The sequence below is a fragment of the Rhizobium sp. BK456 genome (assembly GCF_014194045.1).
GTDB lineage: Bacteria > Pseudomonadota > Alphaproteobacteria > Rhizobiales > Rhizobiaceae > Rhizobium > Rhizobium redzepovicii.
The window spans coordinates 109,969-131,548 of the sequence record NZ_JACIAO010000011.1 but is presented as its reverse complement, the minus strand read 5'-3'; the positions used below and the strand labels follow the sequence as shown (position 1 = coordinate 131,548).

Genomic DNA, 21,580 nt, shown 5'->3' with positions numbered 1-21,580 from the left:
ACAGGTTTTCGATTCAGGTGCTCGGGAATTCCGCCAGCCGGGCGGCGTAACGCGCCATGGTGTCGACTTCGAAATTGACGAAATCGCCGGCCTTGCGCTCGCCCCAGGTGGTGACCTCGAGCGTGTGGCGGATGAGCAGGACGTCGAAATCCGTCCCGTCGACCGCATTGACGGTCAGCGAGGTGCCGTCGAGGGCGATCGAACCTTTGGGGGCGACGAATTTCGCCAGATGCTCGGGCGCGCGCAGCCGGTAACGGGTGGCGTCGCCTTCCGATGTCACCGAGAGGATTTCCGCCTTGCCGTCGACATGGCCGGAAACGATGTGGCCGCCGAGTTCATCGCCGATTTTCAGCGACCGTTCGAGATTGATGCGGCTGCCTTCCCGCCAAGCGCCGATCGTCGTCAACCGCAGCGCCTCTTCCCAGGCCTCGACCTCGAACCAGCGGCCATTGCTGCCCTCGGCCGGCAGACCCGTCACGGTCAGGCAGATGCCGGAATGCGAGATCGAGGCGCCCATGTCGATCGTTGACGGATCGTAGGCGGTGGCGACCCGCAACCGGATGCCTTCCTTCAGCGGAGAAACTGATTCGACCGTGCCGACATCGGTGACTATTCCGGTAAACATCAAAGCCCTCTTTCGTATTCGTCCAGGCGATCTTCGCCGAACATCTGCGTGCCCGTGTGGGCAAAACCCGATGGTATGTCGGTTGTATCAAGCGGCGATTCAATACCGCCCTCGCCGATGACGACAGGCGCCTGGTAAAGCTGGATGCGGTCGACGAGACCAGCCTCGAGGAAAAGCTGGGCCGTCTTGGCGCCGCCCTCGACCAGAAGCGAGGAAATGCCGCGTGTTGCCAAGGCCGGCAGCAGGATTTCCGGATGATAGGGATTGCAGTAGACGATCTCGACACCGGCAGCTTCGAGAGCGATGCGGCGGGAGTCCAGGTCCGTAGCGGCGTCGGAGAGTGTGGCACCCCCCTCTGTCCTGCCGGACATCTCCCCCACAAGGGGGGAGATTGGCTGGGGGGTAGCTCCCAGGACAGAAGGGTGTGACCCTTCCTCTGACCCTAACGGCGAAATCTCTTCACTCGCCACCACGATCACCGGCACATCCCGCGCCGTCTGAACCAGCTTGCTCGTCAGCGGCAATGCCAGGGAGGGATCGAGCACAATCCGGATCGGCGACTGCGCCTCCAGGCCGGGCGTTCGCACCGTCAGCAGCGGATCATCCGATATCGCCGTACCGATGCCGACGAGGATCGCGTCGGTTTCGGCGCGCAGCGCCTGAACCTCGGCGCGGGCTTCCGGGCCTGTTATCGCCACCTGCCCCGTCCCTTCGCGACCGATCATGCCGTCGGCGGAAACGGCAAGCTTGAGAGTCACATAAGGGCGGTTCTTCGTCTGGCGGGTGAGATAGCCGGCAAGCGAACGCCGGCCGTCGGCCTCCAGCACGCCTGCATCCACCTCGATGCCGGCTTCACGCAGCATGGCGATGCCGCGGCCGGAGACGCGCGGGTCGGGATCGGTGACGCTGATGACGACGCGGGCGACACCATAGGCGATCAGCGCCTCGGCGCAGGGTGGGGTCTTGCCGTGATGCGAGCAGGGTTCGAGTGTCACATAGGCGGTGGCGCCGCGAGCAGCATCGCCCGCTTCGGCGAGCGCCTGCGGCTCGGCATGCGGGCGGCCGCCGACGGCGGTGACCGCCTGGCCGACGACGACGCCGTCCTTGACGATCAGACAGCCGACGGAGGGGTTGGTGGCGGTGCGGCCGAGATGCCGGCGCGACAGGCGGATTGCCGCCGCCATGAAACTCTCGTCATGCGACGTGACGCTCATGGCTCACCTGTCCAGCGGGTCGCGGGCGATCTTGGCGTTGATTTCGGAAATGACCTTTTCGAAATCCTCGGCAAGCGAGAAATCCCGATAGACGGAGGCGTAGCGCACAAAGCCGACATCGTCGAGGCTCTTCATCGCTTCGAGCACCTGCAAGCCGATCTGCTCGGAGGAGATTTCGGTTTCGCCCGAGCTTTCAAGCCGGCGGACGATGCCGGACACGGCGCGCTCGATGCGGTCACGCTCGACAGGGCGTTTGCGCAGAGCCACTTCGAAGGAGCGCACCAGCTTGTCGCGATCAAAGGGAACCTTGCGGCCGGTCTTCTTGATGACCATCAGCTCGCGCAGTTGCACGCGTTCGAAGGTCGTGAAGCGGCCGCCGCAATCCGGACAGATACGCCGCCGGCGGATGGACGTATTGTCCTCCGCCGGACGCGAATCTTTAACCTGTGTATCTTCCGAACCGCAATAGGGGCAGCGCATCGCTACTCCTTATCCCATGTAGTCATACATTGGGAAGCGGTCAGTGAGGTTGACCACCTTGCCACGTACGGCGGCTTCGACGGCGGCATTGCCTTCATCGGAATTGGCAACCTTCAGGCCGTCGAGAACCTCGACGATCAGATTGCCGATTTCGCGGAATTCGGCTTCCTTGAAGCCGCGGGTCGTGCCGGCCGGCGCGCCGAGGCGCACACCGGAGGTGACGAAGGGCTTTTCCGGGTCGAAGGGAATGCCGTTCTTGTTGCAGGTGACGTAGGCGCGGCCAAGAGCTGCCTCGGCGCGTTTGCCGGTGGCGTTCTTCTTGCGCAGGTCGACCAGCATCAGATGGTTGTCGGTGCCGCCGGAGACGACGTCGAGACCACCTGCGATCAGCGTTTCGGCCAGTGCCTTGGCGTTCTTGACGACCTGGGCGGCGTAATCCTTGAACTCAGGCTGCAGCGCCTCACCGAAAGCGACAGCCTTGGCGGCGATGATGTGCATCAGCGGACCACCCTGCAGACCGGGGAAAACAGCCGAATTGAACTTCTTCGCCAAATCCTCTTCATTGGTGAGGATGACGCCGCCGCGCGGGCCGCGCAGTGACTTGTGGGTCGTGGTCGTCGCAACATGGCAATGCGGGAACGGCGACGGATGCTGGCCGCCGGCGACGAGGCCGGCGATGTGGGCCATATCGACCATCAGATAGGCGCCGACCGAGTCGGCGATTTCGCGGAAACGCTTCCAGTCCCAGATGCGGGAATAGGCAGTGCCGCCGGCGATGATCAGCTTCGGCTTGTGCTGTTCGGCCTTGCGGGCGACGTCATCCATGTCGAGCAGGTTGTCGCCTTCGCGCACGCCGTAGGAGACGACGTTGAACCACTTGCCGGACATGTTGACCGGCGAACCGTGCGTGAGGTGGCCGCCCGAATTCAGATCGAGACCCATGAAAGTATCGCCGGGCTGCAGCAGCGCCAGGAACACGGCCTGGTTCATCTGCGAACCCGAATTCGGCTGGACGTTGGCGAAATTGACGCCGAACAGCTTCTTGGCGCGCTCGATCGCCAGCTCCTCGGCGATATCGACGAACTGGCAGCCGCCGTAGTAACGCTTGCCGGGATAACCCTCGGCATATTTGTTGGTCATGATGGAGCCCTGGGCTTCCAGCACGGCGCGGGAGACGATGTTCTCGGAAGCGATCAGTTCGATCTCGTGCCGTTGGCGACCGAGTTCCTTTCCGATCGCACCGAAAATCTCGGGATCGACGTCCGCAAGCGAGCGATTGAAGAAGGACTCGGTGGAAGCATTGGTCATGGCGGGCTCCTCAACTGGAATGCGCTGAGGTATTAGCCTTCCGCCGTGGCAAGGGCAATACGGAGAACGACATTTGCTGAGCAAAGCGCGCGCTCCTGTCATTTTGCGACAGCGCAGCGCTGAGGACCGGCGGTCACGTCACCGGGTGCCCTCCCCGGCATAAAAAAACCGCGCCGGGAAGGCGCGGTTTGAAGATGCGATGCAGAGGCCGCCGTTTATTGGACCGGCTGTTCCATGCCGGCCGTGGTATCGAGCGCCAGCTCGGCATTGCCGTCCATCTGGTAGATGTCGTCGCGGAACTGGACGATGCCGTCGGGCATGCCCCAGGCGGAGATGTAGACGAAATAGACCGGAACTTCCGTGGCGAGTTTGACCGGCGTGTTGACGCCGGATGCGATCACCTGCTCCATCTGCTGGCGGTTCCAGCCGGGGGTCTCGCGCAAGAGCCAGTTCGACAAGTCGCGCACGTTCTGGACGCGGACGCAGCCAGACGACTCGAAGCGCATCAGCTTGTTGAACAGGCCCTGCTGCGGCGTGTCGTGCATGTACTCGCCGTTCTTGTTGTAGAAGTTGATCTTCGTCGACGCCATGGCGTTGGTCTTGCCGGGGTCCTGGCGGAACATCAGGTTCGGTGCCTCGCCGTTCCAGTCGATGGTCTCGGGGGCAACTTCGTTGCCCTTGCCGTCGATCAGGCGGATGGCGTTCTTTTCGAGATAGGTCGGATCCTTGCGCATCAGCGGCATGATGTCCTTCTCGACGATCGAGCGCGGCGAGGTCCAGTAGGGGTTGAGGATGACCTCGTAGATCTTCGAATTGACGAGATGTGTCGGACGGCTGAGACGACCGACAACAGCGGTGTGGCGCGTCGCGACAGTGCCATCCTCGACAGCCTCGACATAGGCAGCCGGGATGTTGACCATCACGTGGCGGCGGCCGAGATCCTCGGGGAAAGTCTGCAGGCGGACGATATTGGTGTTCAACTGCTGCAGGCGGACATCGGCGGGGATGTTCATCGCCTTCAGCGTGAATTCGCCGAGCACACCGTCGGACGGCAGGCCGTGGCGGGCCTGGAAACGCTTGACCGCACCATCGACATAGGAATCGAAGGCGCTCGACATGCCGGCCTCGCGCGGCAGGTCGCCGGTGATCGCCAGACGCTGGCGCAGCGCCTGAACGGCGGGATGGCTGACGCCGAGCTGCAGCTTCTGGTCACCGGGATTGACCTCCGGCCAGCCGCCGGCGGCCGCGATCTGCTGATACTGCATGACCGCCTGCTGGGCGCTAGCGACCGATTGGGGGCCGAGGATCGGCGTATTGGAAACGACGGCGCTTGCCGTGCGCGAAGCCGCCTTGGCGTCAAACTGGTCGTCCCAGTTGCCGCGGCGCGGCGCGTTGATCAGCGTATCGATCGCCGATTGCGCGAAGGCCGGCGCGGCAATCGCGCTAACGCCAACCGTTGCCGCGGACGCAAGGAAAGCGCGGCGCGAGAGAGCTTCATTTCCGTTTTTCTTCGACATAGTCCCAACCACTGAATGCGGCGATAAAGAGAAGCCGCGGCTCTTTGCGATATCACTGCGCTCTGACGCAGATCTCTGTGCATTTGTTGTCCCGGCAGATCAAAACTTTCCGCTTGCCCCATCACAAGATTGCGATGCGACAGCCTGACCATTTTTGATCGGTCCCTTGAAAGCGCCGGTTGTTAAGCCTTCCGCTGCCACACCAATATGGCCAATTCGTGTTGCCGTGCCGGAAGGCGGAATATCCGGCTACCGGAAACACGACACAACAAACCATATGACGGGCTAAACCGTGCCGGTTAATAACGGCTAAAAAACGGCTTGGATACGGGAGATAATGCTTGTCTGCCTTGCGTTGCAAAGATGCCACGCGTTGCCAACGGCAAAACCGGACGCGCAGGGAACACGTCCGGTTTTCTGCAACCCCGAAGGAGGTCGAGGGTCTCAGAGGCGATACATGATCGAGTCGTTCCAGAAGCGGTCGAGGCGCTGGAGCAGCTTGTTCATCTGGGTGAACTCGTCGGTGCCGATGCCGCCGACCTTGTCGATTGAGGTGATGTGGCGTTCGTAGAGTTTAGCCACCGTTTCGGCAATGTCCTGGCCGGTTTCGGTCAGGCTGATGCGGACGGAACGGCGGTCGATGCGCGAGCGCTGGTGGTTGATGAAGCCGAGGTCGACCAGCTTCTTGACGTTGTAGGAAACGTTGGAGCCGAGATAGTAGCCCCGCGAGCGCAGCTCGCCGGCGGTCAGTTCGGAATTGCCGATGTTGAAAAGGAGCAGCGCCTGGATGGCGTTGACGTCGCTGCGACCCTGACGGTCGAACTCGTCCTTGATGACGTCGAGAAGACGGCGGTGAAGACGTTCAACAAGATGAAGGGATTCCATGTAAAGATCACGGATGCCCTGGTCCTGCTGGTCACGGAAGTTCGATACCGCCTGCGGCTTGATTTTCGTGTTCATATTGACTGCCTCACTGTTTGTTTGGCGGTGTCGTTTTCTTCCCGCCTTGAGTGAGACCCTATCGAATACATATAAAATTCGACTTAAACCGCAGGCTTAACGGAGCCTTACTGGAAACCCCACGTTGTCTCAGGGTAAATCAACACTTACCTGGCGGCGGTGCCGGCGTTTTTCCAGCCAGAGCAGCAGGCGGAAAATCAGGTAGACGACGGCGACCATCACGTGCAGCAGGATGATCAGTTTGTTGGCTCCGAAAATATTGGGCAGTAGGCCGTACATCAGGATTTGCCCGCCGGCGGCCAGCACCCAGATGACCGGCCCCCAGGAGACGGTGAGCCAAAGGCCGAGGGAGGCGACGGGAAAAAGCACGGCGAGACTGGTGCTCGCCACCTTCCACGGCAGGCTCAAAAGGTCGAAGCGGCCGGCGCCGACCAGCGAATAGCCGACGAGCATCGCCCAATATTGCAGGCCGAACCAGAAGCAGGAAACGGCGACCAGTCTCAGGAAAAGAATGAAGAGTATATCCGCCAGCGTGCGTTTCGGTATCGTCGGAGAATCGGTTTCCATAGCGCAGACATCGGTTCGGGGTTGCATCTTCATACGAGCGCCGCGCCTCTGACGACGCGCTGAAGATGCTCTATCACATCGCGCTCGCGCGTAACGCCGAAAATCGATTTCGGGCTTTACGCCTCAAGTTTTTCCGCCGCGGCCAATCGTCCGGTTTGGATTTTTCGGGGGTCATGATAATGAGCGCTCCGATAAATGGAATGGGCCAGGGGCAGATATCATGCAGGATAGGACGCATCTCGTCGACGACATCACCGGCCATCGCCGCATGCGGCGCAACCGCAAGGCGGAATGGACACGCCGGTTGGTGCAGGAGAACCGGCTGACGGTCGACGACCTGATCTGGCCGATCTTCATCGTGCCCGGCTCCGGCATCGTCGATCCGATCCCGGCCATGCCGGGCGTCAACCGCATGAGCATCGACAAGGCCGTCGAGGCAGCACGCGAAGCGGCCGGCCTCGGCATTCCAGCGCTCGCGACCTTTCCGAATATCGAGATGGAACTGCGCGACGAAACGGGCTCGAACAGCCTCGAAGCCAATAATCTGATCAATCAGGCGACGTCGGCGATCAAGAAGGCGGTGCCCAATATCGGCGTCATCACCGACGTCGCGCTCGATCCCTTCACCAGCCATGGCCATGACGGCATTTTGAGAGGCAGCGAGATCGTCAACGACGAGACGGTCGATCAGGTGGCGCGTGCCGCCGTGATGCAGGCGGATGCCGGCGCCGACATCATTGCGCCGTCCGAGATGATGGACGGGCGCATCGGCGCAATCCGCATGGCGCTTGATGCAGCCGGCCACCAGAGCGTCGGCATCTTGAGCTATGCGACGAAATTCGCTTCCGCCTTCTATGGCCCCTATCGCGAGGCGATCTCGACGGGCGGGCTGCTGAAGGGTGACAAGAAGACCTATTATATCGACCCGGCCAACGGCACCGAGGCGATCCGCGATGCGGCCCTCGACGTCGAGGAAGGTGCTGATATGCTGATGGTCAAGCCCGGCCTGCCCTATCTCGACATCTGCTGGCGGATGAAGGAGGCCTTCGGCCTGCCGACCTTCGCCTACCAGGTTTCCGGCGAATATTCGCAGATCAAGGCAGCGGCGATGAATGGCTGGATCGACGGCGAGCGGGCGATGCTCGAAACGCTGCTGTCATTCAAGCGGGCGGGATGCGACGGCATCCTCACCTATTTCGCGGTCGAGGTGGCGAAAGTTCTCGCGAAGCGGTGATTGCGAGCATGATGCCGAAAAGTGTATGCGGTTTTCGGGTGACATCATGCTCTATTTCTTCGATTTAGATGCGGATGTTTCAGGTCGGATCGGCCTGAAACATCCGCAGCCAGGAAGAATTATTGTATTTTGTTCTGCCGATACCATATCTGCGGCATCGCTTTTCCGCAGGAGATTGAGATGAGCTACAACCCCAATCCGCTTTATGCCGCACCGGAGGACTGGCGCGCCTATAGCGGCGTGTTGAGCCGCCGTGTCTTCGCCTTCATCCTCGACTATTTGATCGTGCTGCTGCTCTGCATCCCCGCGGGGATCGTGCTGTTCTTCCTGTCGATCGTCACGCTCGGGCTTGGCTTCCTGCTCTACCCTGCACTCTTCGTCATCGTCGCCGGCATCTATTTCGGCCTGACTGTCGGCGGGCGGAGCCAGGCCTCGCTCGGCATGCGCGCGATGGGCATCGCCATCGTGCGCGTCGACGGTCGGCCGATGGATTTCCTGACGGCGATCGTGCATCTGGCGCTGTTCTGGATCCTCAACTCGGTTCTGACGCCGCTGATCCTGCTTGCCGGCCTGTTTACCGAGCGCAGCCGCCTCATCCACGACCTGCTGGTCGGGACAGCGACGGTTCGCACCGCCTAAGCGATGGCTCAAGACCACGGCTAAACCATTCAGCGGAGACGAAATAAAGTCTCCGCTTTCTCTTTGCCGGGGCCGCCACTGCTCCATATTTAAAATTAGAAGACCGATATGAAGGGCAAGAACCGCCCCGCTGTTGACGTTTTTTATTCTTAGGTCATGCTGTCAAGAAACGGCACGGTCTCGACAAGGAAATTTCCGCGACAGATGAATACGCAGACAACGCCATCTCCGCAGTTTTATCTGACGGCTCCGGCTGCGTGTCCGTATCTGCCGCATGAGATGGAGCGTAAGGTGTTCACCCATCTGGTCGGCCCGCGCGCCGCCGAGATGAACGACATCCTGACCCAGGGCGGTTTCCGCCGCTCCCAGAATATCGCCTACCGCCCGGCCTGCGAATCCTGTCGCGCCTGCGTTTCCGTGCGTATTCTCGCCCAGGAATTCGAGCCGACGAAATCGATGAAACGGGTGCTTGCCGCCAATTCCGACGTCATTGCCACCGAATTCACGGCCCAGCCTTCGAGCGAGCAATATTCGCTTTTCCGCCGCTATCTCGATTTTCGCCACCAGCAGGGCGGCATGTCCGACATGACAGTGCTCGACTATGCAATCATGGTTGAGGACACGCATGTGAACACGCGAATTGTCGAGTACCGGCGGCGTGAAGAAGGCTCCGGGCTGGAACAGCGGCCGAAGGGCGAGCTGCTTGCCGCCGCGCTGACCGACACGATGAGCGATGGGCTGTCGATGGTCTATTCCTACTTCAATCCCGATCTCGAGCGGCGGTCACTCGGCACCTTCATGATTCTCGACCATGTCAGGCGCGCGAAAGCGCTGGGCCTGCCGCATGTCTATCTCGGCTACTGGGTTCAAGGGTCGCGAAAAATGGACTATAAGACGCGCTTCCAGCCGCAGGAGCACCTGACACCGCGCGGCTGGGAACGTTTCGATCCCTCGTCCATGCCCGAAAGCCCCCACGACTGAATGTCCACCGCTCTTTCCGATCATCGGAAGGGCCTGCTGCTGACGGCGATCGGCGGGCTGGCGCTTTCCATGGATATTCCGCTCGTCCGCCTTGGCGGCGGCGACATCTGGTCGATCCTGGGCATGCGAAGCGCAGCCACGGCTGTCGCCACGCTCGTCATCCTTGCAGCAATGCGCGTTGCCTCGGGTAAATGGCCGGTGCTCGTTCCGGGGCGAGCCGGCCTGCTCGCCGGTCTGCTCTACGGCCTCTCATCCCTCACTTTCGTGCTGGCCGTCTTCAATACGACCACAGCCAATGTCGTCTTCATCGTCGCCTTCAACCCGATGTTCGGGGCGCTCCTTTCCTGGACTTTCCTCAAGGAGAAGCCGCAGGCCGCGACGCTGATCGCCATGCTGTTCATGATCCTCGGCGTCGGATTGATCGTGCGCGAAGGGCTTTCCAGCGGTCATTTTTTCGGCGATGCCATGGCGCTTCTCAGCGCGTTTATTCTTGCCGCAGCTATTACAATCGGGCGCGCCTCGCGCCGGGATATGGGCTTCGTGCCGCTGCTTGCCGCTATCCTGCCGGCCGTGCTCGGCCTCGCGCAAGCTCTGCCCTCAGGGCTTTCCATCGCCGATCCCGGCTGGATTCTCGTCAACGGCGCCATCGTCATGCCGGTCGCCTTCTGGTGCCTCGCGACCGGGCCGCGTTACCTCTCCGCCCCCGAGGTCGGCATGTTCTATCTGCTCGAAACAGTGCTCGCCCCAATCTGGGTCTGGCTGATCTTTTCGGAAACGCCGGCGACGATGACACTCGTCGGCGGCGGCATCCTGATAGCGGCGATCGCCGGGCATTGCTTCTGGATGGTGCACGGCAGAAGCATCAGGCCATTGGCGGGATAGGCGTTGTCGCTCAACCGGTAGCCTTCATCTGCTGCTGTTCCAACTCTCTGCCAAGTCCTTCGAGCACGTGCGCCCAGCCTTGCCGGGTTTTTTCCTCGTGTTCGGCCCATTCGGCGCACATTTCGTGGGTCAGCGTCAGGCGGCTGCCGCCGCCGAGCGGTTCGATGTCGATTTCGACTCGGTCGCAATTGTGGTCGTGGTCCTCGACGGAAAAGCTGAAGACCATGCGTTGCGGGCGCTTCAATTCCAGGAAGACGCCCTGGTGAAAGGCGTCGCCGGTGGGACGGCGGTCGACGATGAAGAAACGGCCGCCGACATGCGGATCGATATCGGCGCGGATGACATGACCGTCATCGGTGGCAAAGAGGAAGCGGCGGGCGATTTCGGGGTTGAGCCAGGCGTCGTACACGACAGCAGGCGGAACCCTGTAGGTATGGCTGACATGCAATTTGATGGTGCTGGCGGGCATCGATTTTCCTCCGGTAACGGCGCGCGCCTGCTCCAAGCGCGCGGCCCACAGCCGTTCCGTCCGCCCACAGACCGGCCTTCTCTTGTTTTGGATAACAGCGAAGAGATAGAGAAGTTCCGGCGCCCGCCAAGAGACGAGCACGGAATTTTTATATCGCTAGCCCGGAACCGCTGCGCGCTTGCGGGCGACAAAGTTAGAGCATGATGTCGCCCGAAAACCGCTCACACTTTTCGGCATCACGCATTAACCGGCGAATTTGCCGCTGCGCGGAAAACCCTTCGGCACGGTGCGGCCGGCGGTGGCGCGGTCGGCCAGCCATTCCGCAAGCTCGTCCTTGTTCTTCGTGAAGGTGCGGCCGGCGCTGTCTTCCCAGACGAGGCCGCCCGATATTGCGAAGCAGCGGACGTCGGAAATGCCGCCATCCTTGTAACGCTGCAGGCGCACGCCCTTGCCGCGCGACATTTCCGGCACCTGTGCCAGCGGGAACACCAGCAGCTTGCGGTTTTCGCCGACGACGGCGACATGGTCGCCGCTGACGGGCACGAGCAGCTGCGTCTCCTCGGGCAGCGCGACGTTCATGATCTGCTTGCCCTTGCGCGTATTGGCGACCAGCTCGGCCTCCGGAACGACGAAGCCGTTGCCGGCTGTCGAGACGATCAGCTGCTTGCGCGACGGATCGTGGACGAAAGCCGTCAGCACCGCCTGGTCGTTGTCCATGTCGACCATGATGCGCAGCGGCTCGCCATGGCCGCGACCGCCCGGCAGCTTGTCGCCGCCAAGGGTGAAGGCCTTGCCGCCTGTCGTGACGATCAGGATCTTGTCCGTCGTCTGCGCCGGGAAGGCTATCTTCAGGCCGTCGCCCTCCTTGAAGGTCAGCGTCGCCGTATCGGCGATATGGCCCTTCAGCGCTCGGATCCAGCCCTTTTCGGATATGACGACGGTGATCGGTTCTTTCTCGATCATCGCCTGCTGGATTGCTTCCTCGTCGGCCTCGGGTGCGTCGGCAAACTGGGTGCGGCGGCGGCCGACCTCGGTCGCCTTGGCGAATTTCTTCTTCACTTCGCCGATTTCCCAGGCGACCGTCTGCCACTGCTTGTCGTCGGAGGCAAGCAGCGCTTCGATCTCGCCCTTTTCCTTGGTGAGTTCGTCGAATTCCTTGCGGATCTCGAACTCTTCCAGCTTGCGCAAGGCGCGCAGCCGCATGTTGAGGATCGCCTCGACCTGAATGTCGGTGAGATCCCAGCGCGCCATCATCACAGGCTTCGGCTCATCCTCCTCGCGGATGATCCTGATCACCTCGTCGATGTTGAGATAGGCGATCAGAAGGCCGCCGAGGATTTCGAGACGCCTGTCGATCGCGGCCAGTCGGAAGCGCGAGCGGCGCTGCAGCACCTCGCGGCGGTGATCCAGCCACTCCTTCAGCACTTCGTTCAGCGCCATGACCCGCGGAATGCGGCCCATGGACAGCACGTTCATGTTGAGCGGGAAGCGGCTTTCGAGCTCCGTCAGCTTGAACATCGATTCCATCAAGATCGTCGGATCGACGCTGCGGGTCTTCGGCACCAGGACGACACGGATGTCCTCGGCCGATTCATCGCGGATGTCCTCCAAGAGCGGCAGTTTGCGGGCGATCAGCAGCTCGGCGATCTTCTCGATCAGCCGCGACTTCTGCACCTGGAAGGGAATTTCGGTGATGACGATCTGGTAGCCGCCGCGGCCGAGATCCTCGGTTTGCCACTTCGCCCGCACGCGGAAGCCACCGCGGCCGGTGCGATAGCTCTCGATGATGCTGTCGCGGCTGTCGATGATGATGCCGCCCGTGGGGAAATCCGGGCCGGGAATGAATTCGACGAGCTTTTCGACGGTCGCATCCGGATGCTTGATCAGATGCAGCGCGGCGTCGCAAAGCTCGTGGGCATTGTGCGACGGGATCGAGGTCGCCATGCCGACGGCGATGCCGGAGGAGCCGTTGGCGAGCAGGTTCGGGAAGGCGCCGGGAAGGACGGTCGGCTCGGAATTCGATTCGTCGTAGGTGTCGCGGAAATCGACGGCATCCTGATCGATGCCTTCAAGCAGCAGTTCGGAGACCGCCGTCATCTTCGATTCGGTGTAACGCATGGCGGCGGGGCTGTCGCCATCGATATTGCCAAAATTGCCCTGGCCGTTGACCAGCGTGTAGCGTTGCGAGAAGTCCTGGGCGAGACGGGCAAGCGCATCATAGATCGACTGGTCGCCGTGCGGATGGTAGTTACCCATCACCTCGCCGACGATCTTGGCGCATTTCCTGAAGGCCGACGTCGGCCTCAGCCCCATCTCGTTCATCGCGTAGACGATGCGGCGATGAACGGGCTTCAGCCCGTCGCGCACGTCAGGCAAAGCACGATGCATGATGGTCGACAGCGCATAGGCGAGATAGCGCTGCTCGAGCGCCGCCTTGAGGTCGACCGGTTGGATGTGATCGTCGTCTCCGCCGGACGGCGGCAAAATCTCTTGTCCCATAGGTTCTGACTAGCCCAGAAGAGGCTGGCGGGCAAGGAATCCAGGCCATTGCAGCTGTGGATGAAGTCTTGGCACCGACATCAAAGGATGAGACAAACGTTCGGCCGCAATTTGGACTTCGTTTGCCGTTCCTTTCAACGGAAATTTAGAAGTCCGCAAATATAAAGCGGGCCCAATCCGTAGTAGCGTAACTGCAGATTTCCAACCGCCACACGCCACCAGAGGAATCACCCCATGAATTTTTACCGGACAACGCGGCTGATGCTGTCGGGCGCCGCCTTTTTCTCGCTCGCCGGCTCGGCGTTCGCTCTCGACGGCACCGATCTCTTGAAGAAGATCAATGCCGCCTATGCCGCCCAGGGTGGGACGATTGCGGCTGACAGCGTCGATATCGACGGCACGACCGTCACGTTGAAGAATGTCACCGTCAAGCCGACCGGCGGCGAAAGCCTGCCCATCGGCGAAATTACCCTTTCCGGCGTCGAAGAAGACGAGGACGGCGGCTATTATATCGAAGAAGCCGCCTTCCCCGACATCAACAAGACGGAAGACGGCGTCACCGTGACGGCGCAGGAACTGACGCTCGGCGGCATCTCCGTGCCGGCAACGCCGGGCGGCGACACGCTCGACACCATGATGCTCTATGAGACCGCGCATATTGGCCCGGTGAAGGTCGTCAAGGACGGTGCGGAAGTGTTCTCGCTGCTCGAAAGCAACATGAACCTGACGCTGCGCGAAGACGAATCCGGCTTCGATTTCGACGGCGCCTTCAAAAGCATGAAGGCCGATCTGACCAAGACCGAAGATGCGCAGAGCAAGGATGCGATCGAGAAGCTCGCCCTGCAGCACGTCCAGGGCGACATCACCATGAAGGGCGCCTGGGAACTCGCCCCCGGCACGGTCGACATTTCGGAATTCGCCTTCGACTTCACCAACGTCGGCAAACTGAACCTCGGCTTCAAGATTTCGGGCTACACGATGGCCTTCATGAAATCGATGCAGGATGCGATGAAGGAATCCGAAACCAACCCGAACAAGGAGCAGTCGCAGCAGGCGCTCGGCCTCGCCATGCTCGGCCTGATGCAGCAGCTTTCCTTCGAAGCGGCGCAGGTGCGTTTCGACGATGCCTCGATCACCAAGCGTGCGCTTGATTACGCTGGCTCGCAGCAGAACATGTCGGGCAAGCAGATGGCGGATTCGCTGAAGGCGATGACGCCGATCATGCTGGCGCAGCTCAACATCCCGGAACTGCAGAACGCCGTTTCGGCTGCGGTCAACACCTTCCTCGACGACCCGAAGAGCCTGACCGTCAAGGCCGCTCCTGCAAAGCCGGTGCCCTTCCCGACGATCGTCGGCGCTGCCATGGGCGCTCCGAACACGCTGCCGCAGGTGCTCGGCGTCAAGGTCTCGGCCAACGACTGATCGCTTTACTCTTGCGATGAAAGGCCCGGCAATGTGTGACTGACCCCAATAGTTGGTGTCAGTCACGGATTGCCGGGCCTTTTCGATTCAAACGCGGTGTCGGGCGAGTTCTGAGATGGCGAGGCTTGCGATATCGAGCAACTCCTCGAGCGATGTGCCATCCCTTGCCTGCACGGACATGCCCTGCACGATAGCGCCGAGGAATCGCGCCAACGCACGCGGATTCGTCTCCGCGCTTATATCGCCCTCGCGGATACCACGCTCGATCCTTGCCGCAAAAGTATCCAGCGACCGACGGCGCAGCGCCGCGACATGGTCGGCGATCATGTCGTTCTCGCTGGCGCAATTCAACGCAGCCGTCGAAATCATGCAGCCTTTCGGATGTTCCGGAGCCGAAAATATCGCCGCCGACCCCTGCAATATCCGTTCGAAGGCAGAGACGGTGTCGATCGGCTCGCCGAGCGCGGAAAAGGTACCGGCGCCCAGCGCTCTATATTGCTCTAACGCCGCGCGGTAGAGATCGGCCTTCGAGCGAAAGGCGGCATAGAGGCTTTGCGTCGTAATGCCCATGGCGGTCGTGAGATCGGCGATCGAGGCGCCTTCGTATCCATGCGCCCAGAAGGTCTCGCGGGCGGCCGCGAGAACCGTCTCGCGATCGAAGGCGGGCGGGCGGCCGCGGCGGCGCGCGGAAGGATTTTTCATCTCTGGACTATTTTTCATAACGATCGCTCTAGATATTCCGCCTGATCCATCTAATTCAGGAATGGTCATTGTGATTATAGAAGGTTTGATCTGATGAGTCTTCCCCTCGAAACGACACGTGCCAACAAGAATTCCTTGCTTTCCGCGGGCGTCGACGCGGCAATTGCAGATGCGCTTGACGACAGGCGCCTGGTCGGAGCGGTCGTGCTCGTCGCCCGCGACGGAGAAATCATTCACCGCCGAGCAGCAGGCCTCGCCGACCGCGAAAACGGCCTGGCAATGCGCGAGAATACGATCTTCAGGCTTGCCTCTATCACCAAGCCCATCGTCACCATCGCCGCGATGCGGCTCGTCGAGCAGGCGAGAATCGACCTTGACGACGCGGCGACCAGATGGCTGCCGGAATTCCGACCAAAGCTGCCCGACGGCAGCGAGGCGACCATTCGTATCCGCCACCTGCTGACCCATACATCAGGGCTCGGCTACAGCTTCTCAGAAGAGGACGACGGTCCCTATATCCGCGCCGGCATTTCCGACGGGCTCGACCAGCCGGGACTGGCGCTCACTGAGAACCTCAGGCGGATCGCCAGTGTGCCCTTGCGTTTCGCACCGGGCAGCGACTGGCAATATTCCCTTGCCATGGATGTTATCGGCGGCGTCATCGAGGCGGAAACCGGCGTGCCGTTGGCTGAGGCCGTCGCCGAACTGGTGACAAGACCACTCGGGCTTGCCGACACGGCGTTTTCGGTTCGTGACCGCAGCCGGCTCGCCGCCGCCTATATGAACGCTTCACCCGAACCGGCGCTGATGGGCGAAAATGCGCTGGTGATGTCGCTGATGGGTCCGATCCGCTTCGCCCCAGACCGCATCTTCGATCCCGCCTCCTATCATTCGGGCGGCGCCGGCATGGCGGGAACGGCTGATGACGTTCTGGCCGTACTTGAAACCATCCGCAGGGGCGGTGCACCGCTGCTCTCGAGCGGCACCGTTGCGATGATGATGACCGACCAGTCCGGCGGGCACCGCCAGTGGTATGAACCCGGCTCGGGCTTCGGCTTCGGCTGGTCCGTCATCACCGATCCGGCCGAGGCAGGCGTCCCCTTCCCCAGAGGCACGGTGAAATGGGGCGGCGTCTACGGCCACAGCTGGTTCATCGATCCGGTCAACGGAGTGACCGTCGTTGCGCTGACGAACACGACGCTGGAGGGCATGTGGGGCAAGTTCACGGTCGATCTGCGCGAGGCGATCTACGCGGCCTTGTGAGCGACAGCAAAAAGCCCGACGACACCTGAACGGTCGCCGGGCCTTTCACATTCGGGATCGGACGATCCTCAGTCCTTCTTGACCGGCGGGATCGGCCGGATCGAAAGCTCGCGCAGCTGCGTCGGGGTTGCCGGGCTCGGGGCGCCCATCAGCAGATCCTGGGCCTGCTGGTTCATCGGGAACAGCGAGATTTCGCGCAGGTTTTTGGCGCCGACGAGCAGCATGACGATGCGGTCGATACCGAAAGCGGCACCACCGTGCGGCGGCGCGCCGTACTGGAAGGCGCGGTATAGGCCGCCGAAGCGATCCTCGACATCCTGCTGGCTGAGACCGACCTTCTCGAAGGCGGCGACCATGGTTTCCGGCGACTGGTTGCGGATCGAGCCCGAGGCGATTTCGAAGCCGTTGCAGACGGCGTCATACTGGAAAGCCTTGATCGTCAACGGATCCTGGTTCTGCAACGCGTCCAGGCCGCCCTGCGGCATCGAGAACGGGTTGTGGGCGAAGTCGACCTTCTTGTCTTCCTCGCTCCATTCGAAGAAGGGGAAATCGACGATCCAGCACAGTTCGAAGCGGTCGCGGTCAACGAGGTTCAGTTCCTCGCCGGCCTTGGTGCGCGCCTCGCCGGCAAACTTGTAGAACTTTTCCGGTTCGCCGGCGACGAAGAAGCAGGCGTCACCATCGCCGAGACCAAGCTGGGTGCGGATCGCATCGGTGCGCTCCTCGCCGATGTTCTTGGCAAGCGGGCCGGCACCTTCGAGTTTGTCGTTTTCACTGCGCCAGAAAATATAGCCGAGGCCCGGCTGGCCCTGGCTCTGTGCCCAGGCATTCATGCGATCGCAGAAGGCGCGCGAGCCACCGGTCTTGGCCGGGATCGCCCAGATCTGGACCTTTGGGTTCGAGGCGATCATACCGGCGAAGACCTTGAAGCCGGAACCGGCGAAATGCTCGGTCACCGCTTCCATGACGATCGGGTTGCGCAGGTCCGGCTTGTCCGAACCATATTTGCGGATCGCTTCGTCATAGGGGATGCGCGGCCACTCCTTGGTGACCGGCTTGCCTTCGGCGAACTCCTCGAACACGCTTGTCATCAGCGGGCCCATCGTGTTCCAGACGTCCTCCTGGGTGACGAAGCTCATTTCGAGGTCGAGCTGGTAGAATTCACCCGGCAGGCGGTCGGCGCGCGGGTCTTCATCGCGGAAGCACGGCGCGATCTGGAAGTAGCGGTCGAAGCCGGCGACCATCAGCAGTTGCTTGTACTGCTGCGGCGCCTGCGGCAGCGCGTAGAATGTGCCGGGATGGATGCGCGACGGCACGAGGAAGTCGCGCGCGCCTTCCGGCGAGGAGGCCGTCAGGATCGGAGTCGTATATTCGGTGAAGCCGACATTGCCCATTTCGCGGCGCATGGCCGAGATCACCTGGGTGCGCTTGACAATGTTCTTATGCAGCGTTTCGCGGCGGAGATCGAGGAAGCGGTATTTGAGGCGGACGTCTTCCGGATAGTCCGGCTCGCCGAACACCGGAAGCGGCAATTCCTTGGCAGCGGAGAGCACTTCGATCTCCTGGGCGTAGAGCTCGATTTCGCCGGTCGCCATCGCCTTGTTGACGGTATCTTCGGTGCGGGCCTTGACGAGGCCGTCGATGCGGATGACCCATTCGCCGCGCACGGTCTCGGCCATCTTGAAGGCCGGGCTGTCCGGATCGGCGACGACCTGGGTGATGCCATAATGGTCGCGAAGGTCGATGAAGAGAACGCCGCCATGGTCGCGGACGCGATGGACCCAGCCGGAGATACGGACGGTCGAGCCGACATCCGTCTTGCGGAGGGCGGCGCATGTGTGGCTGCGATAGCGATGCATGATCTCAAATCCTGGAATGTGGCTTAAGACGGCAGCAAGGGTTCAAAGACCCTCAAGCGCCGACAAGAAAATCGGGCGGAAAAGCGCATGGACGCTCCGATTTGTCAAGGCTTGGCGCGTGCCGCCCACGCGTTTGGCACGCGTTTGTGGCAACGCAGCGGCCCGTATGCTGCGGCAGTTTGGCCGCGCTTCCCGTATTGATGAAGAAGCTGGTCAACTTTAAAAGGATCGGCATTCTCACTGTGGAGCGCCCGCATGCCCCTCCTGACCCGTCGCAATCTTCTCAAGGCATCCGCCGTGGCGGGCGCCTATGGCGTCGGCCTCGGCATTGCCGGCAAATTCGGGCCTGCCGAGGCGGCTCCCGAGCCGCAGTTGCTGACGGCTGTCAAGACCGAGGCGATGCTGACCGAGATCGGACCGACCCGGGAGATCATGAGCTGGGGCCATGACGGCATGCCGCCGGTTCTCAGGATGACGAAGGGACGCCCCTATGCGGCGCGGCTGAAAAACGGGCTCGACGAGCCGACGACGATCCACTGGCATGGGCTTCGCATCGATAACCGCATGGACGGCGTGCCCTTCATGACGCAGCCCTATGTCTATACCGGCGACAGCTTCGACTATGCCTTCACGCCGCCGGATGCCGGCACCTTCTGGTATCATCCGCATTGCAATACGCTGACGCAGATGGGGCACGGCATGACCGGGGTCCTCGTCGTCGAAGATCCGGCCGACCCTGAATTCGATGCAGAGGTTGTCCTGAACCTGCGCGACTGGCGGCTCGGCGGCGACGGACAGTTCATCGCCCCTTTCCGGCCGCGTGACGCCGCGAAGTCGGGCACCTACGGCACGGTGCGCACCGCCAACTGGCATCGGGAGCCGCAATATGACGCGCCGGCCGGCGGGCTGGTGCGGCTGCGCATCGCGGTCACCGACGTGACGCGGATCTTCTCGCTGAAGGTTGAAGGCGCCGATACGACCGTCATCGCCATCGACGGCAATCCGGTGCCGAAGCGTTTTCCCCTCGACCTGCTGCAGATCGGTCCGGGCCAGCGGCTCGATCTTGCCGTGCGCATGCCGGATAGAGAAGGCGCTGTCGCGACGCTCGAGGATATCCGCGGCACGACACCGAAGACGATCGCCAGCCTGCGTGCCACCGGGCCGTCGCTGAAGCGTGAGGTCGGTGATCTCGGGCCGCTTGCCGAAAATCCGGTGGCGAAGGCCGATCTTTCCACTGCCGAGCAGATCCCCTTGGTGCTGAGCGCCACCGCCGAGAATACCGCCACTGAGAGCATTTGCGGCACGCTCGGCTATAGTTTCTGGGCGATCAACAAGGTGCCGTGGCCGGGCGACACGCCGGATCCGACGGCGCCGCTGGCGGAATTGAAGCTCGGCCGGAGCTATGTCTTCAATCTGGAAAATGTCACGCCGCATGCGCATCCGATCCATCTGCACGGGATGAGCTTCACGGTGATCTTCTCTTCGACGCGGGAGGTGATGCCGCTCGTCTCCGATACCTATCTCATCCAGCCGGACGAGAAGGTGCAGCTCGCCTTCGTCGCCGACAATCCCGGCGACTGGCTGCTGCATTGCCATATCATCGAGCACCAGAAGACCGGAATGACCAGCTACCTCAGAGTGAGTTGAGGCAGTCTGTGCCGCAGTTTGGACGTAATTCTTAGCCAGCAATGCGCGAAGCTTATGCTGTTGTATTGACATATCGAAGCGAAAGGAGAAGGAAGGTTCAACCGACCTTTTCCTTGCGAATGAAATGATATGATCGAAACCACCGCCGATTTGGCGGCCGCCTGCAAAGAGCTGGCCAAGTCCGACTTCATCACCATTGACACCGAATTCCTGCGCGAGACGACCTTCTGGCCGGAGCTTTGCCTGATCCAGATGGCAAGCCCGACGACCGAAGTGCTCGTCGATCCGCTGGCCAAGGGCATCGATCTTGCCCCCTTCTTCGAGCTGATGGCCGATACGAAGGTGCTGAAGGTTTTTCACGCGGCCCGCCAGGACATCGAAATCATCTTCAATCGCGGCAAACTCATTCCGCATCCGATCTTCGACACGCAGGTCGCCGCGATGGTCTGCGGTTTCGGCGACAGCGTCTCCTATGATCAGCTGGTCAGCCGCATCAAGAACATCCATATCGACAAGTCGTCGCGCTTCACCGACTGGAGCCGCCGGCCGCTCTCCGACAAGCAGCTGGAATATGCGCTGGCCGACGTCACCCACCTGCGCGACGTCTATCTGTCGCTGAAGGCGGAACTCGATCGCGAAGGCCGCACCTCCTGGCTCTCTGAGGAAATGGACATTCTCGAGGCGCGCGAAACCTACGATCTGCATCCTGACGATGCCTGGCAGCGGCTGAAGATGCGCCTGCGCAAGCCGCAGGAGCTGGCGATCCTGAAATTTGTCGCCGCCTGGCGCGAACGCGAGGCGCGTTCGCGCAACGTGCCGCGTTCGCGGGTGCTGAAGGATGATGCGATCTACGAGATCGCCCAGCAGCAGCCCAAGGATACCGAAGCGCTCGGCCGGTTGCGCACCATTCCCAAAGGCTGGGAGCGCTCGACTTCCGGCGCCGCCGTCATCGAGGCCGTCAACGCAGCACTCGCTCTTCCGAAAGCCGATATGCCACATGTGCCGCGCCAGGCGCAGGCGCCCGAAGGGGCCGCTGCTGCCGTCGAATTGCTAAAGGTACTCTTGAAGCTGATTTCGGAAAAGCACGGCGTGGCGCCGAAGGTGATCGCCAACAGCGAAGATCTCGACAGGATCGCCGCCGAGGGCGAGAAGGCCGAAGTCGCGGCCCTCAACGGCTGGCGGCGCGATCTTTTCGGCGAGCCGGCGCTGCAGCTGATCCAGGGTCAGATCGCTCTGCGCTTCGTCGGCCGCAAGGTCGAAACGGTCAGCCTCTAGGTTCAAGTGCCTCGGCGCCTTTGCGCGTCCGCGGGGC

Annotated in this window: 19 protein-coding genes; 8 read left to right on the top strand and 11 right to left on the bottom strand. The window is 61.8% G+C overall.

Going from position 1 to position 21,580, the window contains the following annotated elements; genetic code table 11:
• Positions 1-13: 13 nt before the first annotated feature.
• The 7 genes from FHX03_RS26865 to FHX03_RS26835 all read right to left on the bottom strand — a co-directional run bounded on the left by FHX03_RS26865 (position 14) and on the right by FHX03_RS26835 (position 6,671).
• On the bottom strand, positions 14-625 hold the full coding sequence (locus FHX03_RS26865; protein WP_097627080.1) for a riboflavin synthase: 612 nt from the start codon (positions 623-625) through the stop codon (positions 14-16).
• Positions 625-1,839: a bifunctional diaminohydroxyphosphoribosylaminopyrimidine deaminase/5-amino-6-(5-phosphoribosylamino)uracil reductase RibD gene (ribD, locus tag FHX03_RS26860; RefSeq protein WP_183856304.1), complete on the bottom strand. Its 1,215-nt coding sequence runs from the start codon at positions 1,837-1,839 to the stop codon at positions 625-627. The genes FHX03_RS26865 and ribD overlap by 1 nt, the downstream gene beginning before the upstream one ends.
• 3 nt (positions 1,840-1,842) lie before the next feature.
• The gene (gene nrdR / locus FHX03_RS26855) at positions 1,843-2,319 is read right to left on the bottom strand and encodes a transcriptional regulator NrdR (protein WP_003547190.1); all 477 of its coding nucleotides are present in this window, start codon (positions 2,317-2,319) and stop codon (positions 1,843-1,845) included.
• Positions 2,320-2,328: 9 nt separating this feature from the next.
• Positions 2,329-3,627: a serine hydroxymethyltransferase gene (glyA, locus tag FHX03_RS26850; RefSeq protein ID WP_088940468.1), complete on the bottom strand. Its 1,299-nt coding sequence runs from the start codon at positions 3,625-3,627 to the stop codon at positions 2,329-2,331.
• Between the two features lie 215 nt (positions 3,628-3,842).
• Complete coding sequence (locus FHX03_RS26845; RefSeq protein WP_097627074.1) at positions 3,843-5,144, bottom strand: murein L,D-transpeptidase; 1,302 nt, start codon at positions 5,142-5,144, stop codon at positions 3,843-3,845.
• Between the two features lie 444 nt (positions 5,145-5,588).
• Positions 5,589-6,104, bottom strand: coding sequence for a transcriptional regulator LdtR (gene ldtR, locus FHX03_RS26840; protein WP_003574072.1), 516 nt, complete (start codon positions 6,102-6,104; stop codon positions 5,589-5,591).
• A 129-nt stretch (positions 6,105-6,233) separates the two neighbouring features.
• Entirely contained in the window at positions 6,234-6,671 is a 438-nt protein-coding gene (locus tag FHX03_RS26835; protein WP_041671367.1) for a DUF6163 family protein, read from the bottom strand.
• 220 nt (positions 6,672-6,891) lie between these two features.
• Here FHX03_RS26835 and hemB point away from each other — a divergent pair, with 220 nt between their 5' ends.
• The 4 genes from hemB to FHX03_RS26815 all read left to right on the top strand — a co-directional run bounded on the left by hemB (position 6,892) and on the right by FHX03_RS26815 (position 10,407).
• The gene (gene hemB, locus FHX03_RS26830) at positions 6,892-7,905 is read left to right on the top strand and encodes a porphobilinogen synthase (RefSeq protein ID WP_183856302.1); all 1,014 of its coding nucleotides are present in this window, start codon (positions 6,892-6,894) and stop codon (positions 7,903-7,905) included.
• Positions 7,906-8,085: 180 nt separating this feature from the next.
• A complete protein-coding gene (locus FHX03_RS26825; RefSeq protein ID WP_003574079.1) occupies positions 8,086-8,544 on the top strand; it encodes an RDD family protein in 459 nt (152 codons plus the stop codon).
• 204 nt (positions 8,545-8,748) lie between these two features.
• Positions 8,749-9,525: an arginyltransferase gene (locus FHX03_RS26820; protein ID WP_183856300.1), complete on the top strand. Its 777-nt coding sequence runs from the start codon at positions 8,749-8,751 to the stop codon at positions 9,523-9,525.
• A complete protein-coding gene (locus FHX03_RS26815; RefSeq protein WP_183856298.1) occupies positions 9,526-10,407 on the top strand; it encodes a DMT family transporter in 882 nt (293 codons plus the stop codon).
• A gap of 10 nt (positions 10,408-10,417) precedes the next feature.
• Here FHX03_RS26815 and FHX03_RS26810 read toward each other — a convergent pair whose 3' ends face one another.
• Together FHX03_RS26810 and parC are read right to left on the bottom strand one after the other, a co-directional pair.
• Positions 10,418-10,876 carry an SRPBCC domain-containing protein gene (locus tag FHX03_RS26810; protein ID WP_012557206.1) on the bottom strand — a complete coding sequence of 153 codons (459 nt, stop codon included), beginning with the start codon at positions 10,874-10,876 and terminating at the stop codon, positions 10,418-10,420.
• A gap of 243 nt (positions 10,877-11,119) precedes the next feature.
• On the bottom strand, positions 11,120-13,375 hold the full coding sequence (gene parC, locus FHX03_RS26805; protein ID WP_097627068.1) for a DNA topoisomerase IV subunit A: 2,256 nt from the start codon (positions 13,373-13,375) through the stop codon (positions 11,120-11,122).
• A gap of 234 nt (positions 13,376-13,609) precedes the next feature.
• On the opposite strand from parC, the gene FHX03_RS26800 reads away from it, so the two are divergent.
• On the top strand, positions 13,610-14,797 hold the full coding sequence (locus FHX03_RS26800; RefSeq protein WP_183856296.1) for a hypothetical protein: 1,188 nt from the start codon (positions 13,610-13,612) through the stop codon (positions 14,795-14,797).
• Positions 14,798-14,884: 87 nt separating this feature from the next.
• Here the strand turns inward: FHX03_RS26800 and FHX03_RS26795 are convergent, their stop codons facing one another.
• Positions 14,885-15,499: a TetR/AcrR family transcriptional regulator gene (locus FHX03_RS26795; protein ID WP_409565164.1), complete on the bottom strand. Its 615-nt coding sequence runs from the start codon at positions 15,497-15,499 to the stop codon at positions 14,885-14,887.
• 93 nt (positions 15,500-15,592) lie between these two features.
• Here FHX03_RS26795 and FHX03_RS26790 point away from each other — a divergent pair, with 93 nt between their 5' ends.
• Positions 15,593-16,762, top strand: a complete 1,170-nt coding sequence (locus FHX03_RS26790; RefSeq protein WP_183856292.1) for a serine hydrolase domain-containing protein — start codon at positions 15,593-15,595, stop codon at positions 16,760-16,762.
• 68 nt (positions 16,763-16,830) lie between these two features.
• On the opposite strand, the gene aspS is transcribed toward FHX03_RS26790, so the two are convergent.
• Positions 16,831-18,621: an aspartate--tRNA ligase gene (gene aspS, locus FHX03_RS26785; protein WP_097627059.1), complete on the bottom strand. Its 1,791-nt coding sequence runs from the start codon at positions 18,619-18,621 to the stop codon at positions 16,831-16,833.
• Between the two features lie 255 nt (positions 18,622-18,876).
• Here aspS and FHX03_RS26780 point away from each other — a divergent pair, with 255 nt between their 5' ends.
• Both FHX03_RS26780 and rnd read left to right on the top strand, forming a co-directional pair.
• Positions 18,877-20,268 (top strand): multicopper oxidase family protein, encoded by a 1,392-nt coding sequence (locus FHX03_RS26780; protein WP_183856290.1) that lies wholly within the window; start codon positions 18,877-18,879, stop codon positions 20,266-20,268.
• Positions 20,269-20,397: 129 nt separating this feature from the next.
• Complete coding sequence (rnd, locus tag FHX03_RS26775; RefSeq protein WP_183856288.1) at positions 20,398-21,543, top strand: ribonuclease D; 1,146 nt, start codon at positions 20,398-20,400, stop codon at positions 21,541-21,543.
• Positions 21,544-21,580 lie beyond the last annotated feature (37 nt).